The 25,968-nt window shown below is 67.3% G+C and carries 20 protein-coding genes and 1 rRNA gene; 12 read left to right on the forward strand and 9 right to left on the reverse strand.

From position 1 onward, the window contains the following. Both JW876_11165 and JW876_11170 read left to right on the forward strand, forming a co-directional pair. A partial coding sequence (locus tag JW876_11165) for an AAA family ATPase (protein ID MBN1886064.1) occupies nt 1-545 on the forward strand: 545 nt, incomplete at its 5' end. A 497-nt stretch (nt 546-1,042) separates the two neighbouring features. Further along, entirely contained in the window at nt 1,043-6,028 is a 4,986-nt protein-coding gene (locus tag JW876_11170) for a VCBS repeat-containing protein (protein MBN1886065.1), read from the forward strand. A 61-nt stretch (nt 6,029-6,089) separates the two neighbouring features. On the opposite strand, the gene JW876_11175 is transcribed toward JW876_11170, so the two are convergent. Beyond that, nucleotides 6,090-6,467 (reverse strand): YkgJ family cysteine cluster protein, encoded by a 378-nt coding sequence (locus JW876_11175; GenBank protein MBN1886066.1) that lies wholly within the window; start codon nt 6,465-6,467, stop codon nt 6,090-6,092. Between the two features lie 171 nt (nt 6,468-6,638). On the opposite strand from JW876_11175, the gene JW876_11180 reads away from it, so the two are divergent. Genes JW876_11180 through JW876_11190 form a run of 3 tightly spaced genes read left to right on the forward strand, consistent with a single transcriptional unit; the run spans nt 6,639 to nt 9,634 of the window. Beyond that, nucleotides 6,639-7,805 carry an acyl-CoA dehydrogenase gene (locus tag JW876_11180; protein ID MBN1886067.1) on the forward strand — a complete coding sequence of 389 codons (1,167 nt, stop codon included), beginning with the start codon at nt 6,639-6,641 and terminating at the stop codon, nt 7,803-7,805. Nucleotides 7,806-7,839: 34 nt separating this feature from the next. Beyond that, nucleotides 7,840-8,631: an electron transfer flavoprotein subunit beta/FixA family protein gene (locus tag JW876_11185; protein ID MBN1886068.1), complete on the forward strand. Its 792-nt coding sequence runs from the start codon at nt 7,840-7,842 to the stop codon at nt 8,629-8,631. Nucleotides 8,632-8,653: 22 nt separating this feature from the next. Then, a complete protein-coding gene (locus JW876_11190; GenBank protein ID MBN1886069.1) occupies nt 8,654-9,634 on the forward strand; it encodes an electron transfer flavoprotein subunit alpha/FixB family protein in 981 nt (326 codons plus the stop codon). Nucleotides 9,635-9,715: 81 nt separating this feature from the next. On the opposite strand, the gene JW876_11195 is transcribed toward JW876_11190, so the two are convergent. The 7 genes from JW876_11195 to JW876_11225 all read right to left on the reverse strand — a co-directional run bounded on the left by JW876_11195 (nt 9,716) and on the right by JW876_11225 (nt 16,939). Continuing rightward, the gene (locus tag JW876_11195; protein ID MBN1886070.1) at nt 9,716-9,907 is read right to left on the reverse strand and encodes a ferredoxin; all 192 of its coding nucleotides are present in this window, start codon (nt 9,905-9,907) and stop codon (nt 9,716-9,718) included. A 132-nt stretch (nt 9,908-10,039) separates the two neighbouring features. After that, entirely contained in the window at nt 10,040-11,281 is a 1,242-nt protein-coding gene (locus JW876_11200; protein MBN1886071.1) for a hypothetical protein, read from the reverse strand. Continuing rightward, the gene (locus tag JW876_11205) at nt 11,278-11,610 is read right to left on the reverse strand and encodes a hypothetical protein (GenBank protein ID MBN1886072.1); all 333 of its coding nucleotides are present in this window, start codon (nt 11,608-11,610) and stop codon (nt 11,278-11,280) included. The genes JW876_11200 and JW876_11205 overlap by 4 nt, the downstream gene beginning before the upstream one ends. Continuing rightward, complete coding sequence (locus tag JW876_11210; protein ID MBN1886073.1) at nt 11,592-12,866, reverse strand: hypothetical protein; 1,275 nt, start codon at nt 12,864-12,866, stop codon at nt 11,592-11,594. Before JW876_11210 ends, JW876_11205 begins: the two co-directional genes overlap by 19 nt. 168 nt (nt 12,867-13,034) lie before the next feature. Then, nucleotides 13,035-14,381, reverse strand: coding sequence for a sigma-54-dependent Fis family transcriptional regulator (locus JW876_11215; protein ID MBN1886074.1), 1,347 nt, complete (start codon nt 14,379-14,381; stop codon nt 13,035-13,037). Then, nucleotides 14,359-15,726 carry a hypothetical protein gene (locus JW876_11220; protein MBN1886075.1) on the reverse strand — a complete coding sequence of 456 codons (1,368 nt, stop codon included), beginning with the start codon at nt 15,724-15,726 and terminating at the stop codon, nt 14,359-14,361. The genes JW876_11215 and JW876_11220 overlap by 23 nt, the downstream gene beginning before the upstream one ends. A gap of 124 nt (nt 15,727-15,850) precedes the next feature. Continuing rightward, on the reverse strand, nt 15,851-16,939 hold the full coding sequence (locus tag JW876_11225; GenBank protein ID MBN1886076.1) for a tetratricopeptide repeat protein: 1,089 nt from the start codon (nt 16,937-16,939) through the stop codon (nt 15,851-15,853). A 154-nt stretch (nt 16,940-17,093) separates the two neighbouring features. On the opposite strand from JW876_11225, the gene JW876_11230 reads away from it, so the two are divergent. The 6 genes from JW876_11230 (at nt 17,094) to deoC (ending at nt 23,228) form a co-directional block, all read left to right on the forward strand. Further along, nucleotides 17,094-18,071 (forward strand): hypothetical protein, encoded by a 978-nt coding sequence (locus JW876_11230; GenBank protein ID MBN1886077.1) that lies wholly within the window; start codon nt 17,094-17,096, stop codon nt 18,069-18,071. A gap of 213 nt (nt 18,072-18,284) precedes the next feature. Beyond that, the gene (locus tag JW876_11235) at nt 18,285-19,067 is read left to right on the forward strand and encodes a hypothetical protein (protein MBN1886078.1); all 783 of its coding nucleotides are present in this window, start codon (nt 18,285-18,287) and stop codon (nt 19,065-19,067) included. 166 nt (nt 19,068-19,233) lie between these two features. Continuing rightward, nucleotides 19,234-20,187 carry a CRISPR-associated endonuclease Cas3'' gene (locus JW876_11240; GenBank protein MBN1886079.1) on the forward strand — a complete coding sequence of 318 codons (954 nt, stop codon included), beginning with the start codon at nt 19,234-19,236 and terminating at the stop codon, nt 20,185-20,187. A 1-nt stretch (nt 20,188) separates the two neighbouring features. Beyond that, nucleotides 20,189-21,367 carry an alanine racemase gene (gene alr, locus JW876_11245; GenBank protein MBN1886080.1) on the forward strand — a complete coding sequence of 393 codons (1,179 nt, stop codon included), beginning with the start codon at nt 20,189-20,191 and terminating at the stop codon, nt 21,365-21,367. A gap of 3 nt (nt 21,368-21,370) precedes the next feature. Continuing rightward, the gene (locus JW876_11250; GenBank protein MBN1886081.1) at nt 21,371-22,546 is read left to right on the forward strand and encodes a phosphopentomutase; all 1,176 of its coding nucleotides are present in this window, start codon (nt 21,371-21,373) and stop codon (nt 22,544-22,546) included. A gap of 16 nt (nt 22,547-22,562) precedes the next feature. After that, complete coding sequence (gene deoC / locus JW876_11255) at nt 22,563-23,228, forward strand: deoxyribose-phosphate aldolase (protein ID MBN1886082.1); 666 nt, start codon at nt 22,563-22,565, stop codon at nt 23,226-23,228. Nucleotides 23,229-23,279: 51 nt separating this feature from the next. Here deoC and JW876_11260 read toward each other — a convergent pair whose 3' ends face one another. Continuing rightward, nucleotides 23,280-25,412, reverse strand: a complete 2,133-nt coding sequence (locus JW876_11260) for a PBP1A family penicillin-binding protein (GenBank protein ID MBN1886083.1) — start codon at nt 25,410-25,412, stop codon at nt 23,280-23,282. A 470-nt stretch (nt 25,413-25,882) separates the two neighbouring features. On the opposite strand from JW876_11260, the gene JW876_11265 reads away from it, so the two are divergent. After that, a 16S ribosomal RNA gene (locus JW876_11265) occupies nt 25,883-25,968 on the forward strand; the annotation flags it as partial.

Here is a 25,968-nt window from a genome sequence, read left to right on the forward strand (position 1 = left end):
ACGAGATCGAGAAGGCGCACCCGGACGTCTTCAACGTCCTGCTCCAGCTGCTCGACGACGGGCGGCTCACCGACTCGCGCGGGCACGTGGTGGACTTCAAGAACACGATCGTCATCATGACGAGCAACCTGGGCAGCCGGTTTCTCCAGGAGCGGGAGCGGCTGGGCGAAAAGGAGCTCTCGGAGCTGATGACCGGGGCCCTGCGCGAGTTCTTCCGGCCGGAATTCCTCAACCGTGTCGACGGGATCGTCACCTTCGACTTCCTCACGCGCGAGGAAACCGCGAGGATCGTCGATTTCCAGGTGGCGAAGATCAACGAGCGTCTCGCCGAGCAGCGGCTCGTGCTGCAGCTCACCCCGCGGGCCCTCGCGGAGATCGCCGAGCGCGGATACGATCCCGCCTTCGGCGCCCGTCCGCTCAAGCGGCTGCTGCAGTCGCTCGTGCTCGACCCCCTCGCCCGCCTGCTGATCGAGGAGAAGATACACGAAGGGGATACCGTCACCGCCGACTGGAAGGATGGGGAACTCTCCTTCACCGCGGCATGACCGTGCCCCCGGCGATCAGGCGTCAGCGGGTTCGCGCGGGGAGCGCCGGGCGGTTCGACAGCCACCTGGCGTTCGAACAGACCGGCATCCCCGGGTCGATGTCGCCGCCCGTGTCGAGAGCGTGCACGATCTTTTTCACCCCCGCGGCGACGAAACCGTCTTCGCCGAAACGGGTTGGCGCCGTCCATGGCCGCACTGCCGGGCAAACGGGCGCCTGCCTTCCCGGGGAAGGCAAGAGGGACGCCACGGGACGTCAGGAATAGACCTGTTCCGTCCGGTATGCCGTGCGCCGCTGTGGAATATTAACGGCAACCTTGACAAAGAGTTATCAGTGTAGTAGAATTACGCTACAAGAAGGCTTCGAATCGCTCCTCTCTCTTCGGCGAAGCAGTTGGAATCGCGCTGCATCAAGGAGACGCTCCGCACGACCGAAAAGCTACCGACTGATAGTTCGCTGTTCTGCTGAATAACGACAGACCGTATCAAGGAGGATCTGCATGGGTCGGATCATATCCTCGTTGGCGATCATTTTGTTCCTCTCGATCGTTTTCGCGGGCCCGTCCGCCGCCGGCGAGCTACGGAGCGGCCTCGTCATCGACACCGCGGCGTTGCGGTTTTACGACGCGCCGGGTGGCGTGGTCATCGAATCGGCGGGCTGCCATACGACGAACTGGCTCGGGTTCCCGGCCCTTCCCTACCGGGTGGTGAGCGTTCTCCTTCCCCAGGGCGAAGCGGTGCGTTCCTGCCGCGTCGAGGTGAACGCCACTATCGTGCTGGACGACGCCTTCCCCGCCGCCGAATTCCACGGAGACCTTCTCGAGGACGGCACGGCGAGGGGGCTCGCGGCCTCCGGGCGAGAGGTCGTCTCCGAGGACGGCGTCTTCCCCCGCTGGCGGATCCGCCATCTCGGCACGGGGTACCGGCGGGGCTTCCGGGTGGCGAACTTCGCCGTCTACCCCTTCCGGCTCGCGACGGAGACGGGGCGGCTCGTCCTCGATCACGACGTCACGCTCGTCGTCGAGACGGAGCCGGCGTCGCCGGACACCGACCGGCTCGAGCGGCGGCGGCACGTCGACGGCTTCCGCGAGGATGCCCGGCGGGAGATCGAATCGCTCGTCGTCAATCCCGGCGAGGCCGCCGGGTACGTCTTCGACGACGCCGTCGTCGACGACGGCACGCGGGGATTCCTCCCGAGCTACCTGCCGAGCATGGAGGGGAGCGGGGTCAGCTACCTGATCATCACGAGCGAGGAGATGGCCCCCGCCTTCCAGGAGCTCGCCGACTGGAAGACCGAGAAGGGCGTGCCCGCGGTCGTCAGGACGACCGAGTGGATCCGACAGAACTTCCGCAGCGGGACGGATCTCGGGGAATCGATCCGCTTCTTCATCCAGGAAGCATACGCCAAGTGGGGAGTCGACTGGGTGCTGCTCGGCGGCGACAGCGACATCATCCCCGCGCGGTTCGGCTACGTCTCCTTCTACACGGGCGAACACATCCCGACGGACATGTACTACGCGTGTCTCGACGGCACATGGAACGACGACGGCGATTCCCTCTGGGCCGAGGCCTACCACGACGCCTCGGAGCCGGGGGACGAGGCCGATCTCTACGCCGAGGTGTACATCGGCCGTCTGCCCGCCTCGACCCTCGACGAGGCCGAGCTCATGGTCGGCAAGACGATCGACTACGCGACCCCCGTCGACGTCGGATCGAAGCGTCGCTTCGTCCTCCTCGGCGAGGTGATCTTCCCGCCCGACTACGAGCCTGGCGGGACGATCGTCACCGACGGCGCCGAGATCCTCCAGGGGATCTATACCGCCTACCTCGATGGCGACCCCGAGACGGACACCCGGCGCCTCTACGAGACGTACACCCTCTACCCGGGCTCCACGCAGCTGACGGTGGACAACACCCTCGACACCCTCAGCATCGGCGCCAACCACGTGATGCACGCGGGGCACGGGGGCAAGTACAACATGTCCGTCGGCAACGGGAGCATCCTCAACTTCGACGCGAAGAACGTGACGAACGGCGATGCGCTCTTCTCGATGTACCTGATGAACTGCACGAACTGCGCGTTCGACACGGACTGCCTCGCCGAGTATTTCCTCCTGAACACCGGCGGGGGCGCTTTCGCCGTCACGGGGTCGAGCCGCTCGGCCTTCCCCAGCGCCTCGCGCCCCTACATGGACAACTACTACAATCTCTTTCTGGCCAACGATGTCGTCCGGCTCGGCGAGGTCTTCACGAAATCGCGCGAGCCCTTCACGCCGAGCGCGGTCGGCGAGACGGCCGACCGGTGGACGCATTTCATCTACAACCTGCTCGGCGATCCCGAGGCGTCGATGTTCCAGGGCGCCGCGTACGATTTCGACGTCACCGCCCCGGCGAGCCTCGACTTCGGGCCGAACGGCGTCACGATCGGTGTGTCGAGCGGCGGGTCGCCCGTCGAGGGCGCCCTCGTCTGCCTCCTCAAGGAGGGCGACGACTACGTGTACGGCGAGACGGGGCCGGGCGGTTCGGTCACCTTCGACGATTTCCTCGTCAAGGAGGGCGGCGAGGCGCAGCTCGTGGTGACCGGACGCAACCACCGACGCTACGCGGCGACGATTCCCGTGGTTGGCGGGACGGCGGCCTACATCCGGATCAAGGCGCGGACGATCAGCGACGGCGCGACCGGGAACGACGACGGCGCGCTCGACGCCGGCGAGACGGCCGACATCTGGGTCGAGCTCGAGAACACCGGGGGAACGGCCGGGGAGAAACTCTACGCGATCCTCCGCTCGGGCGACGCCGCCGTGTCGGTCCTCGACTCGACGGCCCTCTACCCGGACATCCCCGCGGGTGAGCCGGCGTACGCGTACGACGGCTTCGTCGTCGCCGTCGACGTGTCGACGGCGGACGAGCACGTGGTCGATTTCACGCTCGAGGTCCGCGATTCGACGGGCGGCATGTGGTCGGAGACCTTCGCCCTCGAGGTGCGCGCCCCCGAGCTCGAGCTGTACCTGAACCTCGTGAGCGACGAACCGCCAATCGGGAACGGCAACGATGTCCAGGAGCCCGGCGAGAACGTGCTTGTCTCGATCGGCGTCAAGAACTTCGGGACCGGCTCGACGATGGGGCTCGAGGGCGTGCTTCGGAGCTCCGACGCCGAGGTCATCATCACCGACAGCGTTTCCGCCTACGCCGACCTTGCGACGCTCGACGTCGGCTACGGCGACGGGTTCATTCTGACCGAGACGACGACGGGCTCCGTGAACTACATGACCGTCGATTTCGCCGACGATCTCGGGCGCACGTACAGCCGGAGGATCGAGCTGCGGCGGCCGGGGATCCCGACGGGCCTCATCCTCAACTCGAGCTACGGCCCCACCGAGATGCATGCCAGCTGGCACGCGCCGACGTCGACGGAGAAGCTGCGCTTCATGGTCTACCGTTCCCTGAGTTCCGGCGGTCCCTACACGGCCGGGAGCAGGGACCCCGTGATGCACGGCATGTTCCGCGACTACGGCCTCCTGCCGAGCACGCGCTACTACTACGTGGTGGCGGCGGTCGATTCATGCGGCAATCTCGGCGATCCTGGCGGCGAGGTCACCGCCACGACCAGTCCGCCGCAGCTCGCCGGCTGGCCGAACAAGATGGACAAGGAATCATCGAGCAGCGTGAAGATCGCCGACATCGACGGCGACAGCCACCCCGAGATCGTCGTCGGCTCGAACTACGTCCATGCCTGGCACGCCGACGGGATCGAGGTCCGCGACGGCGACTCGCAGCCGGTCACCTGGGGGATCTTCAACACCGAGGGATCGGGTTTCACCGCCTCGGTCGCCCTCGCCCAGCTCGACGGCGAGCCGGGGAACGAGATTGTCGCCGCGGCCTGGGATACGCGCGAACTCTTCGTCTTCAGGGCCGACGGGAGCACGATGCCCGGCTGGCCGAAGCTGACGAGCAGTTTCTGCTGGGCGGCCCCCGTCGTCGGGGATCTCGACGACGACGGCGACAACGAGATCGTCGCTTACGACGCCTTCGGCAAGGTCTACGTCTGGCACCACGACGGAACGGAGCTGATCGATGGGGACGACAACGCCGGAACCGACGGGGTCTTTCTCGTCATGAACAATCCCGAGATCGGGCATTACTCGACGCCGGCGCTCGCCGATGTCGACAACGACGGCGTCGTCGAGCTGATCGTCTGCGGTTCGAGCAGCAGCACGACCGTCGACTCGATCCAGGTCCGCAACGGCGACGGCTCCTCCGTGCCCGGCTGGCCGAAGGCCATCGAGGATCTCTGGGCGACGATCTCGGCGAGCCCCGCCGTCGGCGACATCGACGACGACGGCGACATCGAGATCGTGGTCTCCTCGAGCAACAGCAAGGTCTACGGACTCAACCATGACGGCACGTGGATGGCGGGCTGGCCGAAGTGGGTGTACAACAACCATTACTACGTCGGTTCGCCGGCCCTCGCCGACCTCACCGGCGACGGGTATCTCGAGGTCGTCATCCCCTCGCGGGACAACAACTGCTACGTCTTCCGGTACAACGGCCAGGCGCTCACGAACTGGCCGCAGCCCTACGCCGAGAGCGGAGCCACCGAGGCCTCGCCGACGATCGCCGACCTCGACGGCGATGGCGGCCTCGACATCGTCCTGCCCTCCGAGGAGGGCTACATCAACGCGTGGAACGTCGCCGGCGAGCACCTCTCGGGCTTCCCGATCCAGGTGAACGCCTATTGCCGCACGACACCGATGGTCCGCGATCTCGATCTCGACGGCGATTTCGAGCTGATCGCGACCAGCTGGGACCAGAACGTCTACGTCTGGGATCTCGATGCGCCTTACCGTTACGGCGCGGTCGCCTGGAACGGCTTCCACGGGAACGTGCAGAACACGGGGTGGACGGGGTACGAGGGGCCGACGGCGGCAGGTGAACTCGCCTTCGCGTGGCGTCTCTCCGGCGGCCTCGTCGAAATCGACTGGGTCGTCGCCGCCGGGCCGGTTTCCTGGGACATCCACCGCGCGGCGGACGGGAGCGCGTTCGAGCTCTACGCCGCCGACCTGCGTCCCGACGAGGGAGGACACATCGCATGGACCGACCGGGGGGTCGAGGAAGGGGTCACCTACAGCTACCGCCTCGTCGCGACCGACGACGATCGTCTCTTCGTCGAGACCGACGCGATCGAGGTGCCGGTGGCCAGGGCGCGTCTCTACCCGAACCACCCGAACCCCTTCAACCCGACGACGACCGTCTCCTTCACCGTGCCGGGAGGCGAGGCCGACCGTCACAACGTCCTTCTCGCCGTCTACGACGTGCGGGGCCGGCTCGTCCGCACGCTCGTGAGCGGCGTCGTGCCCGGCGGCCGCCACGAGGCGATCTGGGACGGCTCGGACAACCGCGGCTCGCAGGTGGCGAGCGGCGTCTACTTCGCCCGTTTCGCCGCAGCCGGCGTGAAGGCGACGAGGAAGATGGTGCTGCTCAGGTGAGGGAGCGGGGGAGAACATGCGGAAATCGGGCGGGGTCCGCGCCGCGGACCCCGCCCGATCTCTATTCGACGTTGCGCCGGATGTAGCGCTCGAGCTCCTCGTAGTCGTGGAAATGCAGCTCGAAGTCGTAGTCGTTCTCGAACTCGCAGTCCTGGTGCGTGTGCCCCCGGCAGATCCGGGGCCGCTTCGGGTAGATCAGGCACCCGCGGTCGGGGGTGTAGAACCGGCAGGGATTCCGGGCCATCATGTACCACCGGTCTTCGTCCATGTAGATCTCGATGTCGCGGTGGGCGATCATCCAGAGCAGATCGTCCCAGTCGCCCTTGTCCTCGGGCTCGTCGATCTCGATCGACAGGTACATGCAGCATTTCGCCGGGATGCACTCGTCGCATGGATTCTTCTTCCGGCCCGTGGTCTTCTTCTTCTCTCGTCCCTGCATTCCCGCTCCTCTCGCGAATGACGGTCTCCTGTATATACGGCATGACGGCGCCCCGTTCAACGGCGAATATTGACAATCGACCCGCCCGTGCTGTATCGTTACCTCTCCCCGCGACGGAACGGGGGAAGGACGAACGGGATGCAGGGCGCGAAATTCCCGAAAGGTGGGACGATGATCTTCACGCTGACCGAGGAAGAGAGGATGATCCAGAGCACGGCGAGGGAATTCGCCAGGAAGGATCTCGCCCCCGTCGCCGCCGAGGCGAACGAGTCGGCGACCTTTCCCGACGGGATCTACGCGAAGCTCGGCGAACTCGGATTCCTCGGCATGACCCTTCCCGAGGAGTACGGCGGCGTGGGATTCGGCGCCACGAGCCTCGTCCTCGTCCTCGAGGAGATCAGCCGCGTCTGCGCGTCGACCGCCGTGACCCTCTCGGTTCACAACTCGCTGACCAACGCGGCGATCCTGAAGTACGGGAGCGAGGAACTCCGCGGGCGCTATTTGCCGCCTCTCGCCTCGGGAGAGATCCTCGGCGCATACGCGCTCACCGAGCCCGACGCGGGAAGCGACGTGGCCGCCGTGCGGACGAGCGCCGAGCGTCGCGGCGACGAGTACGTCCTCAACGGCACGAAGATCTTCATCTCCACGGGCGACAAGGCGGGGGCGGTCATCGTCTTCGCGCGCACCGATCCGGCGCACCGCACGCGCGGGATGACGGCCTTCGTCGTCGAGCCCTCCTTCGAGGGCTTCGCGGTGGGCAAGAAGGAGGACAAGATGGGGCTCCGGGCCTCGACGACCGTCGAGCTCGTCTTCGAGGACTGCCGCGTGCCCGCGACGAACGTACTCGGCGAGGTCGGCGAGGGGATACAGATCGCCCTCGCGCTGCTCGACGGGGGACGCATCGGGATCGCCGCGCAGTCCCTGGGGATCGCGCAGGCGGCCCTCGACGAGGCGGTTTTGTTCGCCCGCGAGCGACGGCAGTTCAACACGCGGATCGCCGACTTCCAGGCGACCCGCTGGAAGATCGCCGACATGGCGACGAGCCTCGACGCGGCGCGCCTGCTCGTCTACCGGGCGGCGTCGCTGCGCGACGCCGGCGAGCCGGTCGGCAAGGAGGCGTCGATGGCCAAGCTCTTCGCCTCGACCGCCGCGAACAGGATCGTCTACGACGCGGTGCAGATACACGGGGGCGTGGGCTACACGAGGGAGTTCCTCGTCGAGCGGCTCTTCCGCGACGCCCGCGTGCTCGAGATATACGAAGGGACCAGCGAGATACAGCGGCTGGTCATATCGCGAAACGTGCTCGAGGAGTACGACCGCCTGTACCCCGCGGAGTGAAGGCCACGCCGCGGCCGGGCGAAAGGAGGACGCGTTGAAGATCATCACCCTGCTGAAACGGGTGCCCGACACCGAGGCCCGCATCCTGATCAACCAGAGCGGGACGGGGATCAACGAGGAGGGGATCAAGTTCGTCATCAATCCCTACGACGAGTACGCCGTCGAGGAAGGCCTCCTTCTTCGCGAGAAGCTCGGCGAGGGGACGGTGACGGTGGTCTGCATGGGCCCCGCCGCGGCGACCGAGCAGATCCGTACCGCCCTCGCGATGGGCGCCGACGACGCCGTGCACATCTGCGATCCCGCCCTCGACGGCGGCGGCGATCCCTTCATCCGCTCGGCGGTTCTCGCCAGGGCGATCGCCGACGAGGGATTCGACGTCATCTTCTGCGGCAAGCAGGCGATCGACGACGACATGGGTCAGGTACAGTCGATCCTCGCCGAGCTTCTCGACATACCGCAGGTGAACGTGGCCTCGACCTTCGACATCTCCGAGGACCGGTCGAGCGCGACGATCATGCGGAGGATCGAGGGGGGCGACGAGAAAATCGAAACTTCGCTCCCGGCGATCGTCTCCTGCGACAAGGGGCTCAACGAGCCCCGCTACGCCTCGCTCCCGGGGATCATGAAGGCGAAAAGGAAACCCGTGAAGACGCTCACGCTCGCTGATCTCGGGTTCGACGCGCCGCCGGGCGAGCCGCGGAGCGCGATCCGCAAGTGGCTCACCCAGCCGAAGGGCGGGGACTGCCGGATGATCGAGGCGGAGGAGATGAAGGACGCCGTCGCCGAACTGGTGCGGCTCCTGCGCGAGGAAGCGAAGGCGATCTAGCACAGGACGGAGGAAGCCGACAATGGCGAACGACGTATTGATATTCGGAGAAATGAGAAACGGCGAACTCAAGAGGGTCGCCCTGGAGCTGATCGCGGCGGGACGGACGATCGCCGACGGCCTCGGTGGGGCCGTCGACGCGCTCCTCGTGGGGAAGGGCGCGGCCGCGGCGGCCGAGAGTCTCGGCCTCTACGGCCTCCGGCGCGTCCACGTCTGCGAGAACGAGGCGCTCGCCGGATATTCCACCGAGGGATACGCGACGGTCCTCGCCGGCCTCGTGGCCGAGGGCGGGTACGGGCACGTCCTGCTCGGGGCGACGGCGATGGGGCGCGATCTCGCGCCGCGCGCCGCGGCCCGCACCGACGGCGTCGTCTTCGGCGACTGCGTCGAGGTGCGTTTCGAGGACGGCCTCTGCGTGGCGAGGCGTCCCGTCTACGCGGGCAAGCTCCTCGTCGAACTCGTCCGGACGGGCGGACATCCCGTCTATCTCACGATCAGGCCGAACAACATCCCTCCCGCCGAAGCAACTGGAACGCCCGGCGAGATCGTCGCGCGCGAGCCCGGCGTGACCCGCGAGGCGATCCGAGCGATCGCCACCGCGATCGTGCCGCTCGCCGGCGGGCGGCCGGACGTCACCGAGGCGGACGTGATCGTCTCCGGTGGACGCGCGATGAAGGATCCGGAGAATTTCCGGATCCTCGAGAAGCTCGCCGACCTGCTCGGCGGGGCCGTCGGCGCCTCGCGCGCGGCGGTCGACGCGGGATACGCCCCGCAGCCCCTCCAGGTGGGGCAGACCGGCAAGGTCGTCAACCCGAAGCTCTACATCGCATGCGGGATCTCCGGTGCGATCCAGCACCTCGCCGGCATGCGCACGTCGAAGACGATCGTGGCGATCAACAAGGACGCGAGCGCCCCGATCTTCGAGAAGGCCCATTACGGTATCGTGGGCGACCTCTTCGATGTCGTGCCGCTGCTCACCGAGGAGATCCGAAAGATCCTCTAGGCGGTCACGGACAGTCCGCACGAAAAGACGGGCCCGGCGAATCCGCCGGGCCCGTCGTGCATCCGAATCGTCTCGGACCGGTCAGCTCTTCCAGTCGATCGCCTCGACGGGGCAGTTGTCGATGGCCTCCTGGATCTCCTCCTCGTCGGCGCCCTTGGGATCGTAGACCACCGCGATGTCTTCGTCGTTCATCTCGAAGACGTCGGGGCACGTCTCCACACAGAGCTCGCATCCCGTGCACAGGTCGGGATCGACGTACGGTCTTCTGGCCATGACCACACTCCTTGCGAAAAGGCCCGGGCAGGAATGTATGCGCGCCGCCCGGCACCTGTCAATCCGATTTTTCACCGATACGCAACCAGTTGTCGGAATGTCGGTTGCGCGGCGTCGTGGACGATCCGGCGGTCAGAAGGAACGGGAGATCTCGAGCGAGACGAGCGTGATCGAGAAATCGTCCTCGCGGCGCGAGTGCCGCTCGGGGTCGTGGGAGACGAAGAGGGAGAGATCGATGCCGGCGCCGAGTCCGGCGCCCCCCATCAGGGAGAGGCGGTTGAAGGAGAAGTCGGAGTAGAGCGTGTTCCCCGATTCCCCGTAGCCGCGGTAGCCCGGTTCCCAGGAGGCGGAGAACCAGAGGTCCGCGCCCCGGGCGACGTCGATGCCGAGGACGATCGAGCCCTCGCCGTAACGCTCCTCGGCGTAATCCGGGCAGCGCATCATGCCGTATCGCGGTTCGGCGTACGCGTTGGCCGCGCCGCCGGCGAGCGGGGTTCGGAGGCGGAAGCCGCCGCGGAGGAAGTGCGTGTCGAAGAAAGTCGCGTCCGGCCGGTCGTAGGAGACGAGCTCCGATTCGACCCTGAAGGACCACGCCGCCGCCCCGTCGGCGAGTCTGACCTCCGCGAAGGAATCGACGAGCCAGTAATCGCTGCGCGCGCCGTCGTCGTAATCGCGGCGGTCGGCGTGGGCGAAGAGGTGCACGGCGGTCTCTCCCGCGGCCAGTTGCCCCTCGACGTCGCCCACGAGGCGCCGGTAGGAGAGAGCGGTGGTGTCGGGCGCCTCGCGCGCGCCGATCGATGCCGAGGCTCGCAGGTACTTCTCGAAATAGGAGCCGCCCTCGATCTCGAGCCCCGTGTCGACGTAGCGGTAGTCGTAATCGAAATCGGTCCGGCGGTCGTAGTCGACCAGCTCGACCCGGGTCTTCCACGCGGCGGAGAGGTCGGGCGCCAGGCGTCGCTTGATCCTGAGCCGGCCGTTCGACTGGACGTAGTCGTTCCCGAACGTGTAGTCGCTTTCCTCGCGGAAGGCCTTGAGATGCATCGACCCGCGCAGCTCGATCCACGTGTTTTCCCCGGCGCGGAAGGCGAGGTCGCCGTCGAGCGTCTCGTCGAGCGTCTGGTTTCCCCAGGAGAAGCGGTTGCGCAGCGTCGCGCGCGTGTCGGCCCGGCCGATCGTGACGCCCGCGAGAAAGCCGGCGCGGAACTCGTGTATCGTCTCGAGCGTGTCGACGTCGAGGATGGTGTATCGGTCGATGAAGGAGTCGAACCCCGTGAAGACGCTCGTTCGCAGCGACGCCGCGTGCAGGCGCGAGGCGGGAGCGATGAAAAGCAGCGCCGCGATGGCGACGGCCGCCGTGTGACCGGTATATCTCACGGCACGTCTCTCAGCAGTTCTTCGATCCGTTGCAGGTATTCGACGGCGGAAAGCGCGTCGCCGCCGAGGTAGAGCTCCTCGGCGACGCGCAGCATCGTCCGCGCCTCGACGAGCCGGACGTCGCCGGGCAGGCGGGCCTCGAGGCGCGCGAGGCGCGAGAGGATCCCGCCGGCGAGTTCGACGTAGAATTCATCGTAGACGGCCGCGCCCGTCGTGTCGGGCGCGGCCGTTGTCTCCCGTTCCCCTTCGATCGGCGGCCGCGGTCCGCCGGCGCAGCCGGCGAGGGCCGCCGCGGCGAGGGCCACCGCGATCAGAGTCGCGCTTCGCATAGCTCCCTTACGCGGATGAACATGTTGGCCGCGATCCGCGCCTCGGCTGCCGCGTTCTTTTCCCGGCCTTCGGCGAGGCGCGCTCGCGCCGCGTCGAGATGGTCTTCGGCGCGCCGCATCATCGTTTCCACTCCCGGGGCGTCGCAGCCGGCGGCGATCTCGCGCACCGAGGCCATGAGATTTTCGGCGCGCCCGATCTCCTCGTCGGCGCCGCCGGTCCCGTTCTCCTCGCGGACGACCGCGCGCAGGCGCTCGCGCACCCGGGCGACGATCCTCGCCGCCTCCTCATCGCGCCCGGCGGCAAGCGCCTCGCCGGCGCGCTCGATCATCCGGCGCGCCTGTTCGACCTCGCCGGCGGCCGCCCCGTCGCCGGCGGTCATCTCGGCAGCGCGGTCGGCGAGCCGGCGCGCCTCCTCGATACGCATGGCCATGCCTGCGTCCTCTTCCATCACGCGTCGGCGCATCAGGGTGCGCAGCGTCTTCTCGCATTCCTCGACGGCGAGCCGGGCGGCGCGGTACCGGCCCTGCTCGCGGAGGGCGACGGCGTTCCCGTACTGGTCCCGGGCCTGCTTGTAGAGTTGGCCGGCCGTCTCGTCGGCGCCCGAGTCCGCGCGATCGCGCACTCGTTCCATGAGGCGCTCCATGGCGGCGATCCGGCGTTCGAGAAGCTGCTCGAGCGCGCGCAGGCGCCGGACCTCCTGTTCGGCGTGCATCGTGCGCTGGCGGGCGTTCTCGGCGAGGCGGTTCGCGATCTGGTAACGGTACTGGCTCTGGTTGAGACGCGCCTTCTCCACGAGCTCGCGCGCCTCGTCGATCATCCTCGACAGGCGTTCGGCGCGGATCCGGTGCTCGGCGGCCATCTCCCGCACGCGCATGAGCCGCTCGCCCGTCTCCTCGACCATGCGGTTCGTCTGTTCCTGGATCCGGGCGTCCTGGCGGGCGAGGCTCGCCGCCTGCTGCGCCTCGTTCCGGGCGCGGACGGTGAGCTTGTAGGAGAAGGCAAGGGCTCTCGATTCGCGGGATCGCTTCGCGTTCTCCTGCATGAGCCGGGCCTGCTCGAGCTTGACGCGGCCCTTCTGGCTGCGGGCCTGCTCGACGACGTCGGCGGCGAAGGCGATGATCTCGTCGGTGCGCTGGATCTCCTCGTCGAGCCGATCGGCGTCGTCCTGACCCTGCGCCCGCGACGGCGCGGGAAGGAAAACGAGGAAGAGCAGCAGCAGCGCGACGGTCGTCGGTATGATCGATCGATGTTTCATCTGGGGTCTCCTTTCCGGTTCCGCTGTCAATACACGCAAGGTGCATGCCATGGTCGACCCGGAAAGATAACGGTCATTCATGCAACAGGTTACGTATGTACATGGCGCGGGCCTCGCGCCGGTTCCGTACCTCCAGGTACACCCGTGTCGTCCCGCTCAGTACAGGGCTCATGCCCTGTCCGGCGGCTCCATCCGTTCGAGCCGGCTGTAGAGCGTCCGTCGCGTGATCCCGAGGATCTCGGCCGCGCGGCTCTTGTTGCCGCCGGCCGCCTCGATGGCGAAACGGATCATCCGCTCCTCGATCTCGCCGAGCGTGCGCTTCCCGATGAGGGCGCGGAGCGCCTCGTCGGGGCCGGCGCCGCCACCCGGGGCCGTCGCGATGTGTCCCGGCGTCACGGGACCGTCGCCTGCGAGAATGACGGCCCGCTCGATGATGTTCTTGAGCTCGCGCACGTTCCCCGGCCAGTCGTAGCGTTCGAGCGCCCGCCGCGATTCGGGCGGCAGGGCGTCGGGGGGGCGGTTCCACCCGGCGAGGAAGACCTCCGCGATCGGGATGATGTCCTCCCGGCGCTCGCGCAGCGGCGACACGTGGATCGGGAAGACGTTCAGGCGGTAGAAGAGATCCTCCCTGAAGGTCCCCTCGGCCGCGCGTTTCGAGAGATCCCGGTTCGTCGCCGCCACGATCCTCACGTCGATGCGCACGCGCTTCGAGCCGCCGAGGGGGAGTATCTCCCCGTTGTCGATCGCGCGAAGGAGCTTCGCCTGGAGGGCGAGCGGCATGTCGCCGATCTCGTCGAGAAAGAGCGTCGATCCGTCGGCGAGCCGGAAATGCCCCGGCTTGCGCTGTGTCGCGCCGGTGAAGGCGCCCTTCTCGTAGCCGAAGAGTTCCGCCTCGAGGAGCGTCTCGGGAACGGCGGCGCAGTTGATGATGATCATCGGCCGGTCCCCCCGGGGGCTCTGCTCGTGGATCGCCGCGGCGACCAGCTCCTTGCCCGTGCCGCTCTCGCCCGTGACGAGGACGGGAGAACCGGTGGGGGCCACCATCGCGATCAGCTCGCGGACGCGCGCGATGGCTGGCGACGGGCCGACGAGGCGATCGGCCGCCGTCTCCGCGGCCACCCGCCCCCTGAGCGCGGCGTTCTCGGCGATCAGCCGCCGGCGTTCCTCGACGCGACGCAAAAGGAGAAGGACCTCGGCCATGTCGAAGGGCTTGACGAGATACTCGTAGGCTCCCTCCTTCATCGCCTCGACCGCCGTCTTCGCGCTCGCATATGCCGTCATGATGAGCACGTCGGTCGAGGGGGAGATCCGCTTGACGCGACGGAGCACCTCGAGACCGTCGATTCCGCCGAGGCGCAGATCGCAGACGACGACGTCGAATTCCTCCTTCTCGACGCGCGAGACCGCCTCCTCTCCGCTCGGGCAGGAGGATACGTCGTACCCCTCGCCCGCGATGCCATCGGTCAGCAGCCGGGCGATCTTCTCCTCGTCGTCAACGATCAGTATCCTGCTCATCCGTATCTCCCGTCGGGTCTGTCCGGGGCAGCGAGAAGGTCACGACCGCTCCGCCGCCGGGCCGGTCGCCGATGCGCACCGCGCCCCCGTGGTCCTCGATCACCCGCCGGACGATCGAGAGTCCGAGGCCGCTGCCGGTTTGCCTGGTGGTGTAGAAGGGCTCGAAGACGCGGAGCCGGTCCCGCTCGGGGATCCCCGGCCCGGTGTCGGCGAAGGAGACGACGTACCAGCCGTCCTCCTCCCGGAGATCGACGACGAGCGTTCCACCCTCCTCCATCGCCTGCCGCGCGTTCAGCATGCAGTTGAGGAAACATTGCTGGAGCTTCTTCTCCTCGCCCTCGAAGGGCGCGGCCCGGCCGCCGTCGAACGGCGTCTCGATCCTCACGCCGCCCGCGGCGAAGGATTCCTCGACGAGACGCACCGAGCGCCGCACGGTCGCGGCGATGTCCATCGGGTGGCGCCGGCCCGGTTCGTCGCGGGCGAAGAGGAGATAGTCGGTGAGGATCCCGTTGAGGCGGTCGACTTCCTCGATGACGAACTCGTCGATCTCCCCCGCGTCTGCCGGACGAATCTTCTTCAGCCGTTCCGCCGCGCTCCTGATGATGAAGAGCGGATTGCGGATCTCGTGGGCGATGCCGGCGGCCATCCGTCCCATCGAGGCGAGGGTCTCCGACCTCGACAGCGATTCGCGGGCCTGGAGCAGCGAGTTCGTCGCCCGGAGGATGAAGGCGAGGAAGAGCGCCACGCCGACGACGGAGGCGGCGGAGGCGGCCAGAAGCAGGCGTCGGAGCCGCTCGAGCCGGGCGAGGAATGCGGCGTCGGCCTCGACCGCCGCCACGGCGCCGGCCGCGCCGGTCCCCGGCGGAAAGGGCGCGTAACCGGCCATGAGGTAGGAGCCGTCCGCGCCCCGGAAGATCCGCGAGGCGGCGGGCGTTCCCTCGAGAGCGGCGATGATCGCCGGATAATCCATGTCCCAGTTCGGGTAGATCTCGCCGGGGGGGATGAGGCCCTCACGAAGGGAGAAGAGGACGACGCCGTCCTCGCGGACGATCGTCAGCCCGGACAGGCCGAAATCCGACGCGAGCCGCCGGAGATCCCCGGCGGTGCGTTCCGGTATCGCGGCCCGGAACGATGCTGCGTCGTTGAGCGGGCCGGAAACGTCCCCGGCCGAGGTCGAGGCGAGGGATGCGAGCAGGCGGAGACGATCGCCGAAATCCGCAGACAGCCCCGCGCGGGTGAGCTGGTAATAGCGCCAGTTGACGCCGAGGAGCAGCGCCGCGAGCAGCACGGCCGCGAGCGCCGTCCAGCCGCTTCTCAAGAGCGCGGTGGAACCGGTTTTCTTCATGACGCCTCCGGAAGGGGAGGATACGCGGGCCGGGAGCCCGGCGCAAGCAATTGTCGCCGCCGGTCCGCGTTACCGCTTCCCCCGCGGTGCGGCGACCGCGTTCGCCCGCGACTTCCGCCGTCTGTCACCGGAGCCGGTTGAGCCGGCGGATGGCGTGTTCCTTCCATGCGGGGTCCGCCGCGGCGCGGCGGAACTTCTCGCGCGCCTCGCCGGTGCGCCCCTCCCTGACGAGGGCCTCGCCCCACTCGTACCACAGGCCGCCGGCGTCGGGGAACTCGCGGAGGCCCGTATTGACGAGTGCGATCGCCTCGGCGGTCGTCGCATGGGCGACGAGGAGCCGGCTGAGCGAGTTGTAGGCCTTCTTCTTCTCCTCGCGGGGGATGTTGTCGAGTTGGACGGCGGCGCGGTAGTGCTCGATCGCGTCCCGCGGGCGATCGGTCTCCTCGAGGAGCGCGGCGAGGCTGAGTCGGGCGAGGGCGTCGCCGGGGGCGAGTTCGACGGCCTTCCGGTAGTGGCGCATCGCGCTCCGCCTGCTCCCCTCGCGATAGAAGAGCCATCCGAGGTGGAGATGGGCCGATGCGTTGGAGGGGTCGCGCCCGACGACGTCGAGGAAGGCCTTCTTCGCGTCCGCGGCGCGTCCCTGATCGTAGTAGAGCCTGCCGAGCAGGTAGCGGGCGCGGACGTGGTCGCCCGCCATGAGGAGGTGGCGTTCGGCCTCGCGGCGGCTCCGCAGCTCCACCTCCGCCTCGCCGAGGAGCAGGTAGTGGCGCGGCTCGGCGGCGCCGAGTCGTTCGGTCTCCAGCATGCGCGAGCGGAGCGCCGTCCAGTCGCCGGCGCGGGCGAGTTGGACGCCGACCTCGTAGGCCGCTTCGGGGTCGGCGGGATCGAGATCGAGGACGCGTTTCCACTCGGCGGCGGCATCGGCCCTGCGGCCGTCCGCCGCGTAGACCGCGGCGAGCAACCGGCGGGCCTCGACGTTCCCGCCGTCCCGGGCGAGAAGCTCGTCGAGCATGCCGGCGGCTTCGGCGTAGTCGCCGTTCCCTGCCAGCAGACGGGCGTCGAGTATCACCGAGACGGCCGAGGGCGCCGACGGGGCCGGTTCGGGTGCGGGTGGCGGGGGCGGCGATTCCGCCGGGGGAAGGCCGGCGCAGCCGGCGAGCAGCAGCGATGCGATTGCGAGTGCGATGGCCGTGTATCTCGTGATCGTTCCCATGTGCGCTCCTTTCCGGCGTCGGCGTTCCACATCCGAAATAAAGGGGAGTGCACGCCGGCCTGTCAAGTTCCGCCTTCGTTGCCCCGCATCGCCTTTTGTGGTATATTCCCTCTCGCGCGCCGCGCTGAAGCGGCGGCGAACAAAGAGGAGAGAGATGACTTCACGAGGAAATGCAACGCGTCGGGCGACCGCGATGGTGGCCATGCTCCTTCTGCTTCCGACTCTTTGTTCCTGTTCGAACGGGGGAGGCGGGAAGGAGACGGAGACGCGCGGCGCGGAGCTCTCCGTCATCTTCGGAAGCGACCTGCTCGGCAAGATCCGCTCGTGCGGCTGCGCGCTGGAGGACATGGGCGGACTCGGGCGGCGCGCGACCTACATCGAAGAGGTGCGGAATTCGGTCGACAACCTGCTCGTGGTCGACGCCGGCGACGCGTTCAGCCTCGATCTGGCATTCTCCAGGGACGAGGCTGCGCTGCTCTTCGAATCGTACGACCTGATGGGCACCGACGTCATGACTCCCGGCGAGCTCGAGTTCATCTTCGGCGTCGATTACCTCCTCGAACTCGGCGGCCGCGTCGGATTCGATCTCGTCGCGGCGAACGTCGTTGATCCGTCCACCGGCGAGCCCCTCCTCGGGCCGCCCTGGACGGTCAGGACGCTCGAGGGAGGACTGCGTGTCGCCATCACGGGCGTGCTCGACGATTCGATCCGCTTTCCCGGCTACATCGACACCTCCGGTTTCGAGGTGCGGCCGGTGCGTGAGACCCTCGACGAGCTGTTGCCGGCGATGCGCCGTGAGGCCGATTTTCTCATTCTCCTCTGCCACACGGGGCTCGACCGGGCGCGGGACATCGTCGCCGTGACGCCCGGATTCGACATCGTCGTCATCGGACACGGCAAGCCGGTGATCAAGAAACGCGAGATCGAGGGAGAGACCATCATGCTCGCCACCGGGGGGCAGGGACAGTACGTCGGACGGATCGACCTCGTGATCGACGGGCATGGCGGGACGGAGTTCGGCCGGCTGCAGATCGTGCCGCTCCGCGACGAGATCGCGATACACGAGGGGGTCGCCGCGATCTTCCGTTCCTACGGCGTTTCGATGGAGGACCTGAAAACGGACCGCAAATAGGCGCGCACGCTCCGCCAACCGCCACCGGCGAGGCGCGTTGCCGGCCGGGGGCGGGGCGGTGGCCGCGGCCGCCGCGAACGGAAAAATCGTATTGACAACCCCCCGGTATCGTATTAATTTTCAACGGTAAAACAGTGTGCTTGCCTGGTGGGTAACCGCTTACTGGTTGAAAAAACGGACAATTAGAGAACCTTTGCGCAAAGGAGCCTCCGCATGTCCAAGTTCTTTTCCACCGTCCTGACCGTGGCGCTCTTCACCGCCCTGTTCGCGGGCTGTGGCGGCGATGTCGAAGAGACCTACATCATGACGACCCTTCACGAGGCCGCCGGCAAGGATCTGCTCAGCCCCGGCTTCAAGTACGGGTTCGACTCGCCGAATATCGTCGCCGCCCACAAGAACCTCGCCCTCGCCCGGGAGGGAAACATCATCGAGTTCTTCGCGGGTGACGGACTCGAGAGCAAGCTGGCGCAGGTCGGCGGTCGCCGCTACACGATGGGCGTCGTCAAGCGTTTCACGCCCCGGCACTACTTCGCGGTGGATTTCCTGACGGCCGGGAGCGACACCATCGCGGTCGGCGAACCCTACGAGGTCATCTTCCCCGTGGTCATGCGGCAGACGGACGAGGAGAACTTCAAGGAAGTCAACCTCGCCGATCTTACCCCCAACACGCTCAAGCTGAAGGAAATCTTCGACTCCAAGTTCCTCGTCAAGAACGCGAAGATCACCCACGAGGAGATCGAGTGGCTGGGCGAGACCAGGATGGCCTTCGTCATCCATCTGGAAAACGTGAAGTTCATCATCGACGAGGACAACGACCAGATGAATTTGATGCTGAAGGCGCTCGTCAACGAGCACCTCTTCTTCGACGGCGGCGTCACCTTCGGCGCCCGCGGCGATCTGCCCTCGCGGAGCTACCGCGACTCCACCAAGATCGCCGGCAAGGTCACCATCGATTTCCTCCGCTATGCCGGCCAGGTCATCGTCAAGCCCGTGTGACGCGGGAACGAACGCATCGAATCGACGGTGCGGCCCCTCGCGGGCCGCACCTTTTTTTTCGGGCGACGGCCGCCCGGGCAATTACCCGGCCGGCGCGCTCATTCCCCTTGACCGTGCCGCGGAGCGGACGGTAGGGTAGGACGAACGGCAATCGCAAGGAGGCAGGATGGCGGCTCTCCCGAAGGTCGGCGACCGGATCGACCAGACGATGGTGGTGGGGAAGAAGGTGAAGCGGGATTTCACCAACGGCACGTTTCTCCTCTTCCAGCTCAACAACCGCGACGGGGTCCTGAAGGCCGTGTACTGGGATCCGACTCCCGAGGCCGAACATGAGATCGTCGCCAACGACGTCGTCGCCGTGCGGGGCGAGATCACCGAGTACCAGGGCGCGCTCCAGCTCAAGATCGCCCGCATGGAGAAGCTCGATCCCGGTTCCTTCGATCCGGCGGAGTTCCTGCCCTCCTCGACGCGCGACACGGCGGGTATTTACGACGAGCTGCTCGCCATGATCGGCCGCATGGAGAACGCGCACATCCGCGGTCTCTTGACGACGATCTTCGGCGACGAGGGATTCCGCGCGGGATTCGAGAAGGCCCCGGCGGCGAAGGGATGGCACCACTCCTACGTCGGCGGCCTCGCCGAGCACGTGTACGACATGGCCCGGCTCGCCCTGGCCGCGGCCGAGGTCTACCCCGAGGCCGATCGCGACCTGCTTCTGGCGGGCGTCCTGCTGCACGATCTCGGCAAGCTCGAGGAGCTCTTCGCGACCAACCGGATCGATTACACGGACAAGGGCCGGCTCGTCGGGCACATCGCCCTGGGGGCCGCCTTCCTCGACGAGTTTCTCCGCGGGATGACGGACTTTCCCGAGGAACTCGCCCTGCGCCTCAGGCACATGGTGCTCAGCCATCACGGTTCCCGCGAGAACGGTTCGCCCGTCGTGCCGATGACGGTCGAGGCGCTTCTGCTCAACTACGTGGACAACATGGACGCGCAGGTCCGCGGCGCCCTCATGACGATCGAGAAGAACAGCGGGGACGGGCGCTGGACGGAATACGTTCGCCTGCTCGACCGCTTCATCTACCGGGGCGCGGATCCCGGGGAGACAAACGGGGAGTGAGATGCGGCGGTTTCCCGCATGGGTCGAGGTCAACCTCGACGCGATGAAATGGAACCTCGACCGGGTGCGCTCCCTTCTCGAACCCGGCGTCGGCACGCTTCTCGTGGTCAAGGCGGACGCCTACGGGCACGGCGCCGTCCGCGTCGCGCGCTTCGCCGAGCGGGAGGGTGTCGAGATGCTCGGCGTGGCCACCGCCGACGAGGGCAAGGAACTCCGCTCGGCCGGCATCCAACTGCCGATCCTGATCCTCAGCCCCGTTCTTCCAGAGGAGCTCGACGCGGTGCTCGAGCACGGCCTCGCGGTCAACGCGTCCTCGCTCGAATTCGCCGAAGCGGCCTCGCGGACCGCGGCGGCGGCGGGGCGCCGATGCGCGGTCCACGTCGAGATCGATACGGGGATGGGACGGGCCGGCATGGGAATGACGGAGGCCGTCGGGACGATCCGGCGGATCGCCGCTCTCGGCGCTCTCGATCTCGACGGCATCTTCACGCATTTCCCGGCCTCCGATCTCGACGTCCCCTTCACGCGCAACCAGATCGCCGCCTTCTCGGGACTCGTCGACGAACTCGCGCAAGGCGGCATCCGTTTCCGCTGGGTGCACGCGGCGAACAGCGGCGCGATCATGGAATTTCCCTCTTCCCACTTCAATCTCGTCCGGCCGGGACTCGTCGTCTATGGCCTCGCTCCCTCGACGGGCCTCGACGGGCGGATCGACGTCGCTCCGACGATGAGCTTCAAGTCGCGGATCGTCCTCGTCAGGGAGATGCCCGCCGGGGCGAGCGTCTCCTACGGGCGCACGTGGGTCTCCGAGCGTCCCTTCCGGATGGGGATCGTGCCGGTCGGGTACGGCCACGGGCTGGGGCACCGCCTCTCCAACAACGGGTCGGTCCTCTTCCGGGGCAGGCGCGTGCCGGTTATCGGACGGGTCACGATGGACATGACGATGGTCGATCTCTCCGCATTCCCCGACGCGGCCGCCGGCGAGGAGGTCGTGATCTTCGGCCGGCAGGGGGAGGAGACGATCGGCGCCGACGAACTCGCCGAACGCATCGGGACGATCAACTACGAGATCCTCTGCGGCATCTCCAAGCGCGTCGCGCGCGTCTACCTGCAGCGCGGCGAGGTCGACAGCTTCAAGACCCTTCTCGGCATGCAGGAGGGCGTCAGGCTGCATCCCTGATCCATGGACCGCAAAGCCGTGATAATCGTCCTCGACGGCGTCGGCGCGGGCGCCCTGCCCGACGCGGCCGACTACGGCGACAGGGGCGCGCACACGCTCGCGCACGTCGCGGAGGCGGCCGGCGGGTTGCGTCTCCCCGTCCTCGGGGAGATGGGGCTCGGGCTCGTCGCGCCGTTCGGGGGAAGCGAACCGCCCGAATTCCCCGCCGCCTCCTTTGGCAGGATGGCAGAGCGATCGCCGGGCAAGGACTCGGCGACGGGACACTGGGAACTCGCCGGCTGTCCGCTCGACGAGCCCTTTCCGCTCTTTCCAAACGGTTTCCCCGAGAGCGTCCTCAGGCGCTTCGCCGATCAAACCGGCCTCGAGGTGATCGGGAACCGCGCCGCCTCGGGCACGGAGATCATCGAGGAACTGGGCAGGTGGCATCTCGAGACGGGCAGGCCGATCCTCTACACCTCGGCCGACAGCGTCTTCCAGCTCGCCGCGCACGAGCGCGTCATGACGCCTGAGCGCCTCTACGAGCTCTGCCTGGAGGCGAGGCGGATCCTCGTCGCTCCGTGGAACGTCGCACGCGTCATCGCCCGGCCCTTCGACGGCGAACCGGGCGCATTCCGCCGCACGGCGGGCCGCCGCGATTTCTCCTTGCCGCCCCCGCGATCGACGATCCTCGACGAGCTCTCCTCGCGCGGGTTCAAAACGGTGACGATCGGCAAGATCCACGACCTCTTCGCGGGACGCGGGATCGACCGCGTCATTCCCGCGCCGGACAACCGGGAGACGATGGCGGCTACCGACCGCCTAATCGACGGGGACTGGTCGTTTCTCTTCGTCAATCTCATCGATTTCGACACGGTCTGGGGGCACCGGCGCGACCCGGCGGGCTTCGCGGCCGCCCTCGAGGAGGCGGACGCCTGGCTGGGCAATCTCAGGCGGCGGCTGCCGCCCGGGACCCTCTTCGCCGTGACCGCGGACCACGGGTGCGATCCGGTGGCGCCCGGAAGCGACCACACGCGCGAGTACGTCCCCGTGCTCGCAGCGCGCGCCGGGGAGCGGACGGGGCGTTGCCTCGGCGACCGGGCCACCTTCGCCGACCTGGCGGCGACCGTCGCCGACCATTTCGGCTTCCGGGCGGCCGCGGGAAACAGTTTTCTCGACGAGATCGGATGGCGAAACCGCTGATGAAGGGAGACGGAACGTGACGAAGACCGCCCTCAACCGGATGATCGACCACACGCTGCTCAAGCCGGAAGCCGTCGAGCGGGACATCGTGCGGATCTGCGACGAGGCGAAAGAGCACGACTTCTTCTCGGTCTGCGTCAACACGCACTGGGTGCCGGTCGTCTCCCGCGAGCTCGCCGGCACGCGGATCGCGGTCTGCTCGATCGCGGGCTTTCCCCTCGGGGCGGCCAGTTCCGCTGCGAAGGCGTGCGAGGCCGAGCGGGCCGTCGCCGACGGCGCCCGCGAGATCGACATGGTCATGAACGTCGGCGAGCTGAAGGCCGGCCGAAACACCGTCGTCAGGAAGGATATCGCCGGTGTCGTGGCCGTCTGCGGCGACGAGGCGCTCGTCAAGGTGATCATCGAGGCCGCCTTGCTTGAGGACGAGGAGAAGCGGCGCGCCTGCGCGCTCGCCGTCGAGGCGGGGGCCGCCTTCGTGAAGAGCTCGACGGGTTTCGGCCCGCCGGGAGCGACGGTGGAGGACATCCGCCTCATGCGAGGCGCCGTCGGCCCGGACGTGGGAGTGAAGGCCTCGGCGGGGATCCGCACCGCCGCCTTCGCCCTCGAGCTCGTCGAGGCGGGGGCGAACCGCATCGGAACGAGCGCCGGCGTCGCGATCATGGACCAGTACCGCGTGATGTGAGCGTAGGGGGGAATCTCCTCGAAACCGTTCTTCGCGGACGAGGCGGCCCGGTCAGGGATCGATGGGAGGAATCTCCCGGTCGCGCGAGGCCTCGCGGTCGAGTTCGCGGAAGTCGCGGTCGGGATCGAGCATGTCGTACGGGCTCACCCGGTGGAGGTCGCAGACGCGGGTCGGCTCGTGTCCCCCGATGAATCGTTCCCGCCGGACCCGCTTGCAGTACGGGGTGGCCAGGAGCCCCGTCTCCTCGCAGATAACCGCTTCCACGATCGTCTCGGGGACGAAGAAGTCGGGGCCGATGCCTCCCGGGTGGGCGGCGATCATGATGTCGGTCCAGATCGGGAGGGCGACGACCGCTCCCGTCTGGTTGCGGCCCATGAACCGCTTCTGGTCGAACCCCGTCCAGACGCCCACGGCGATATCGGGGCTGTAACCGATAAACCAGCCGTTGCCGTAATCGTCGGTCGTGCCCGTCTTGCCCGCGCAGGGGATGCGGAGCCCCATCCAGCGTGCCGAACGCCCCGTTCCCTCCTCCATGTCGTCGACGACGGTCCGCAGCATGTCGGTGGCGAGAAAGGCGATCTCGGGGCTCATGACCGCCTCGCGCCGCTCCCTGTTCTCCTCGATGACGTTGCCGCGCCGGTCGACGATCTTGATGATCGCCATCGGTTCGGCGCGGACTCCCTCGGCGGCGAGGACGCCGAAGGCCGAGGTGAGTTCGAGCAGCGTGAGCTCCTGCGCGCCGAGGGCGAGTGAGAGGTAGGGCATGAGGCGTGATTTGATCCCCATCCGGCGTGCCACGTCGATCACCGATGGCGCGCCGATCTTCTGCAGCAGCTTCACCGCCGGCACGTTGATCGACTTGTTGAGCGCATGGCGGAGGGTGACGGCGCCGTGGAACTTCTTGGAGAAGTTCCGTGGCTTGTAGACCTCGCCGTTCGGCATCTCTATGACGACCGGCGTGTCGAGCAGGATGTCGGAAGGACTGTAGCCGTTCTCGAGGGCGGCGATATACACGAAGGTCTTGAATGCCGAGCCGGGCTGCTTGGTCATCTGGACGGCGCGGTTCCACTCGCTCTCGTGGAAGGACCGGCCCCCGACCATCGCCAGGATGTGGCCGGTGCGGGGATCGAGGGCGATCGCCGCCGACTGGAGGTAGGCCGGCTGCAGCTCGACCCCCGCCTCGACGGAATCGAGGTAGGCCCGGCGGGTCAGCTCGTAGCCGTTGCGGTTCTCGAGCTCGACGATGAAGGACTCGAGGCTGTCCTCTGCGGCCCGCTGCAGGTCGGCGTCGAGCGTGGTGTAGACGGTCAGCCCGTCGCGGAGGATCGAGCGCCCGCCGTACTTGGTGCGCAGTTCGAGCCGGATGTATTCGGTGAAATACGCGGCGAAATCCCTCTGCCGCTCGCGTTCCTCCGCCGTGTCGAGGGGTTTCAGTCGCAGGGAGTCGCGCTGGGCGGCGCTGATGATCCCGCCCTCCTCCATGAGACCGAGGACGACGTTGCGGCGCCGGAGGGCGCGCTGCTTGTGCCGGAAGGGATCGTAGCCGGCCGGATTTCGTTGCAGGCCCGAGAGGAGGGCGAGCTGGTGCAGCTCGAGTTCGTTTACCGACCGGTCGAAGACCCGCTGTGCCGTCGCCTCGATGCCGTAGGCGCCGACGCCGAAGTAGATCTGGTTGAGATACATCTCGAGGATCTCGTCCTTGGAATAGGTGCGCTCGATGCGCAGCGCCAGGAGCGCTTCCTTGATCTTGCGCGGGAAGGTCTGCTCTTTCGTCAGGAAGAGATCGCGGGCGAGCTGCTGCGAGATCGTGCTGGCCCCCTGGGCGCGGGACCAGTGAACGAGGTCGCGCCAGGCGACCGAGAGGAGGCGGACCAGGTCGATCCCGAAGTGGTCGTAGAAGCGTTTGTCCTCGACGGCGATGAAGGTTTGCTGGACGATCGGCGGAATCTCCTCGAGGGGGACGAAGATGCGGTTCTGCTCGAAGAACTCGGCGATGACGGTGGAGTCCGCGGCGAGGATGCGCGTCTTGAGCGCCGGCTCGATCATCTCGAGCCGCGCCATCGACGGCAGGTCGCGCGAGAACCACTTGAGCGCGGCCACACCGGCGCCGAGCGCGACGAAGATCACGACGATGGCGACGTGCAGAACGAAGTGCTTCCCTCGATTGACGAACAGGGCGTTCATCCGGTCCCCCCGGGCGCGTGTCTCTCCCGGGCGGCGCCGCCGCGCCGCCCGCGTCAGAGGAAAACGTACTACCCCCCGCAGGGGAACGCCAGCGCTTTTTCCCCGTTCCGGTTGGGGATTTCCGATTAATTTCCAGATTATTTGAATTTTCCGACGATAGGGGTTGACTGGGGGATAGGGATGTATTATATAGGTGCGAGTCGCCATTGACGGCGACGGAACCCCTTGGAATACAGGGGGTTTGATTTTCCGAAAAAAACTCCGAAAACGGGGTTGACAGGGGTCCCCAAAAGGGATATATTCTGGACTCGGAAAGCCATTTCCGTATAGGGAAAATACGCTCTTTGAAAAGAAACGGCGTGTGAAGAGCCCCGCCAGATGATGCGGACCCGAGGGTCGCCATGCGACCCGAACGGTTAGATAACGTCAATAAGGGCGCTGCTTCGGTATGCGTCCTTGTGGATATTTCTACAACGGAGAGTTCGATCCTGGCTCAGAATGAACGCTGGCGGCGTGGATTAGGCATGCAAGTCGTACGAGAAAGCGGTTTTTAATC

It is taken from the genome of Candidatus Krumholzibacteriota bacterium (assembly GCA_016931295.1).
Classification (GTDB): domain Bacteria; phylum Krumholzibacteriota; class Krumholzibacteriia; order Krumholzibacteriales; family Krumholzibacteriaceae; genus JAFGEZ01.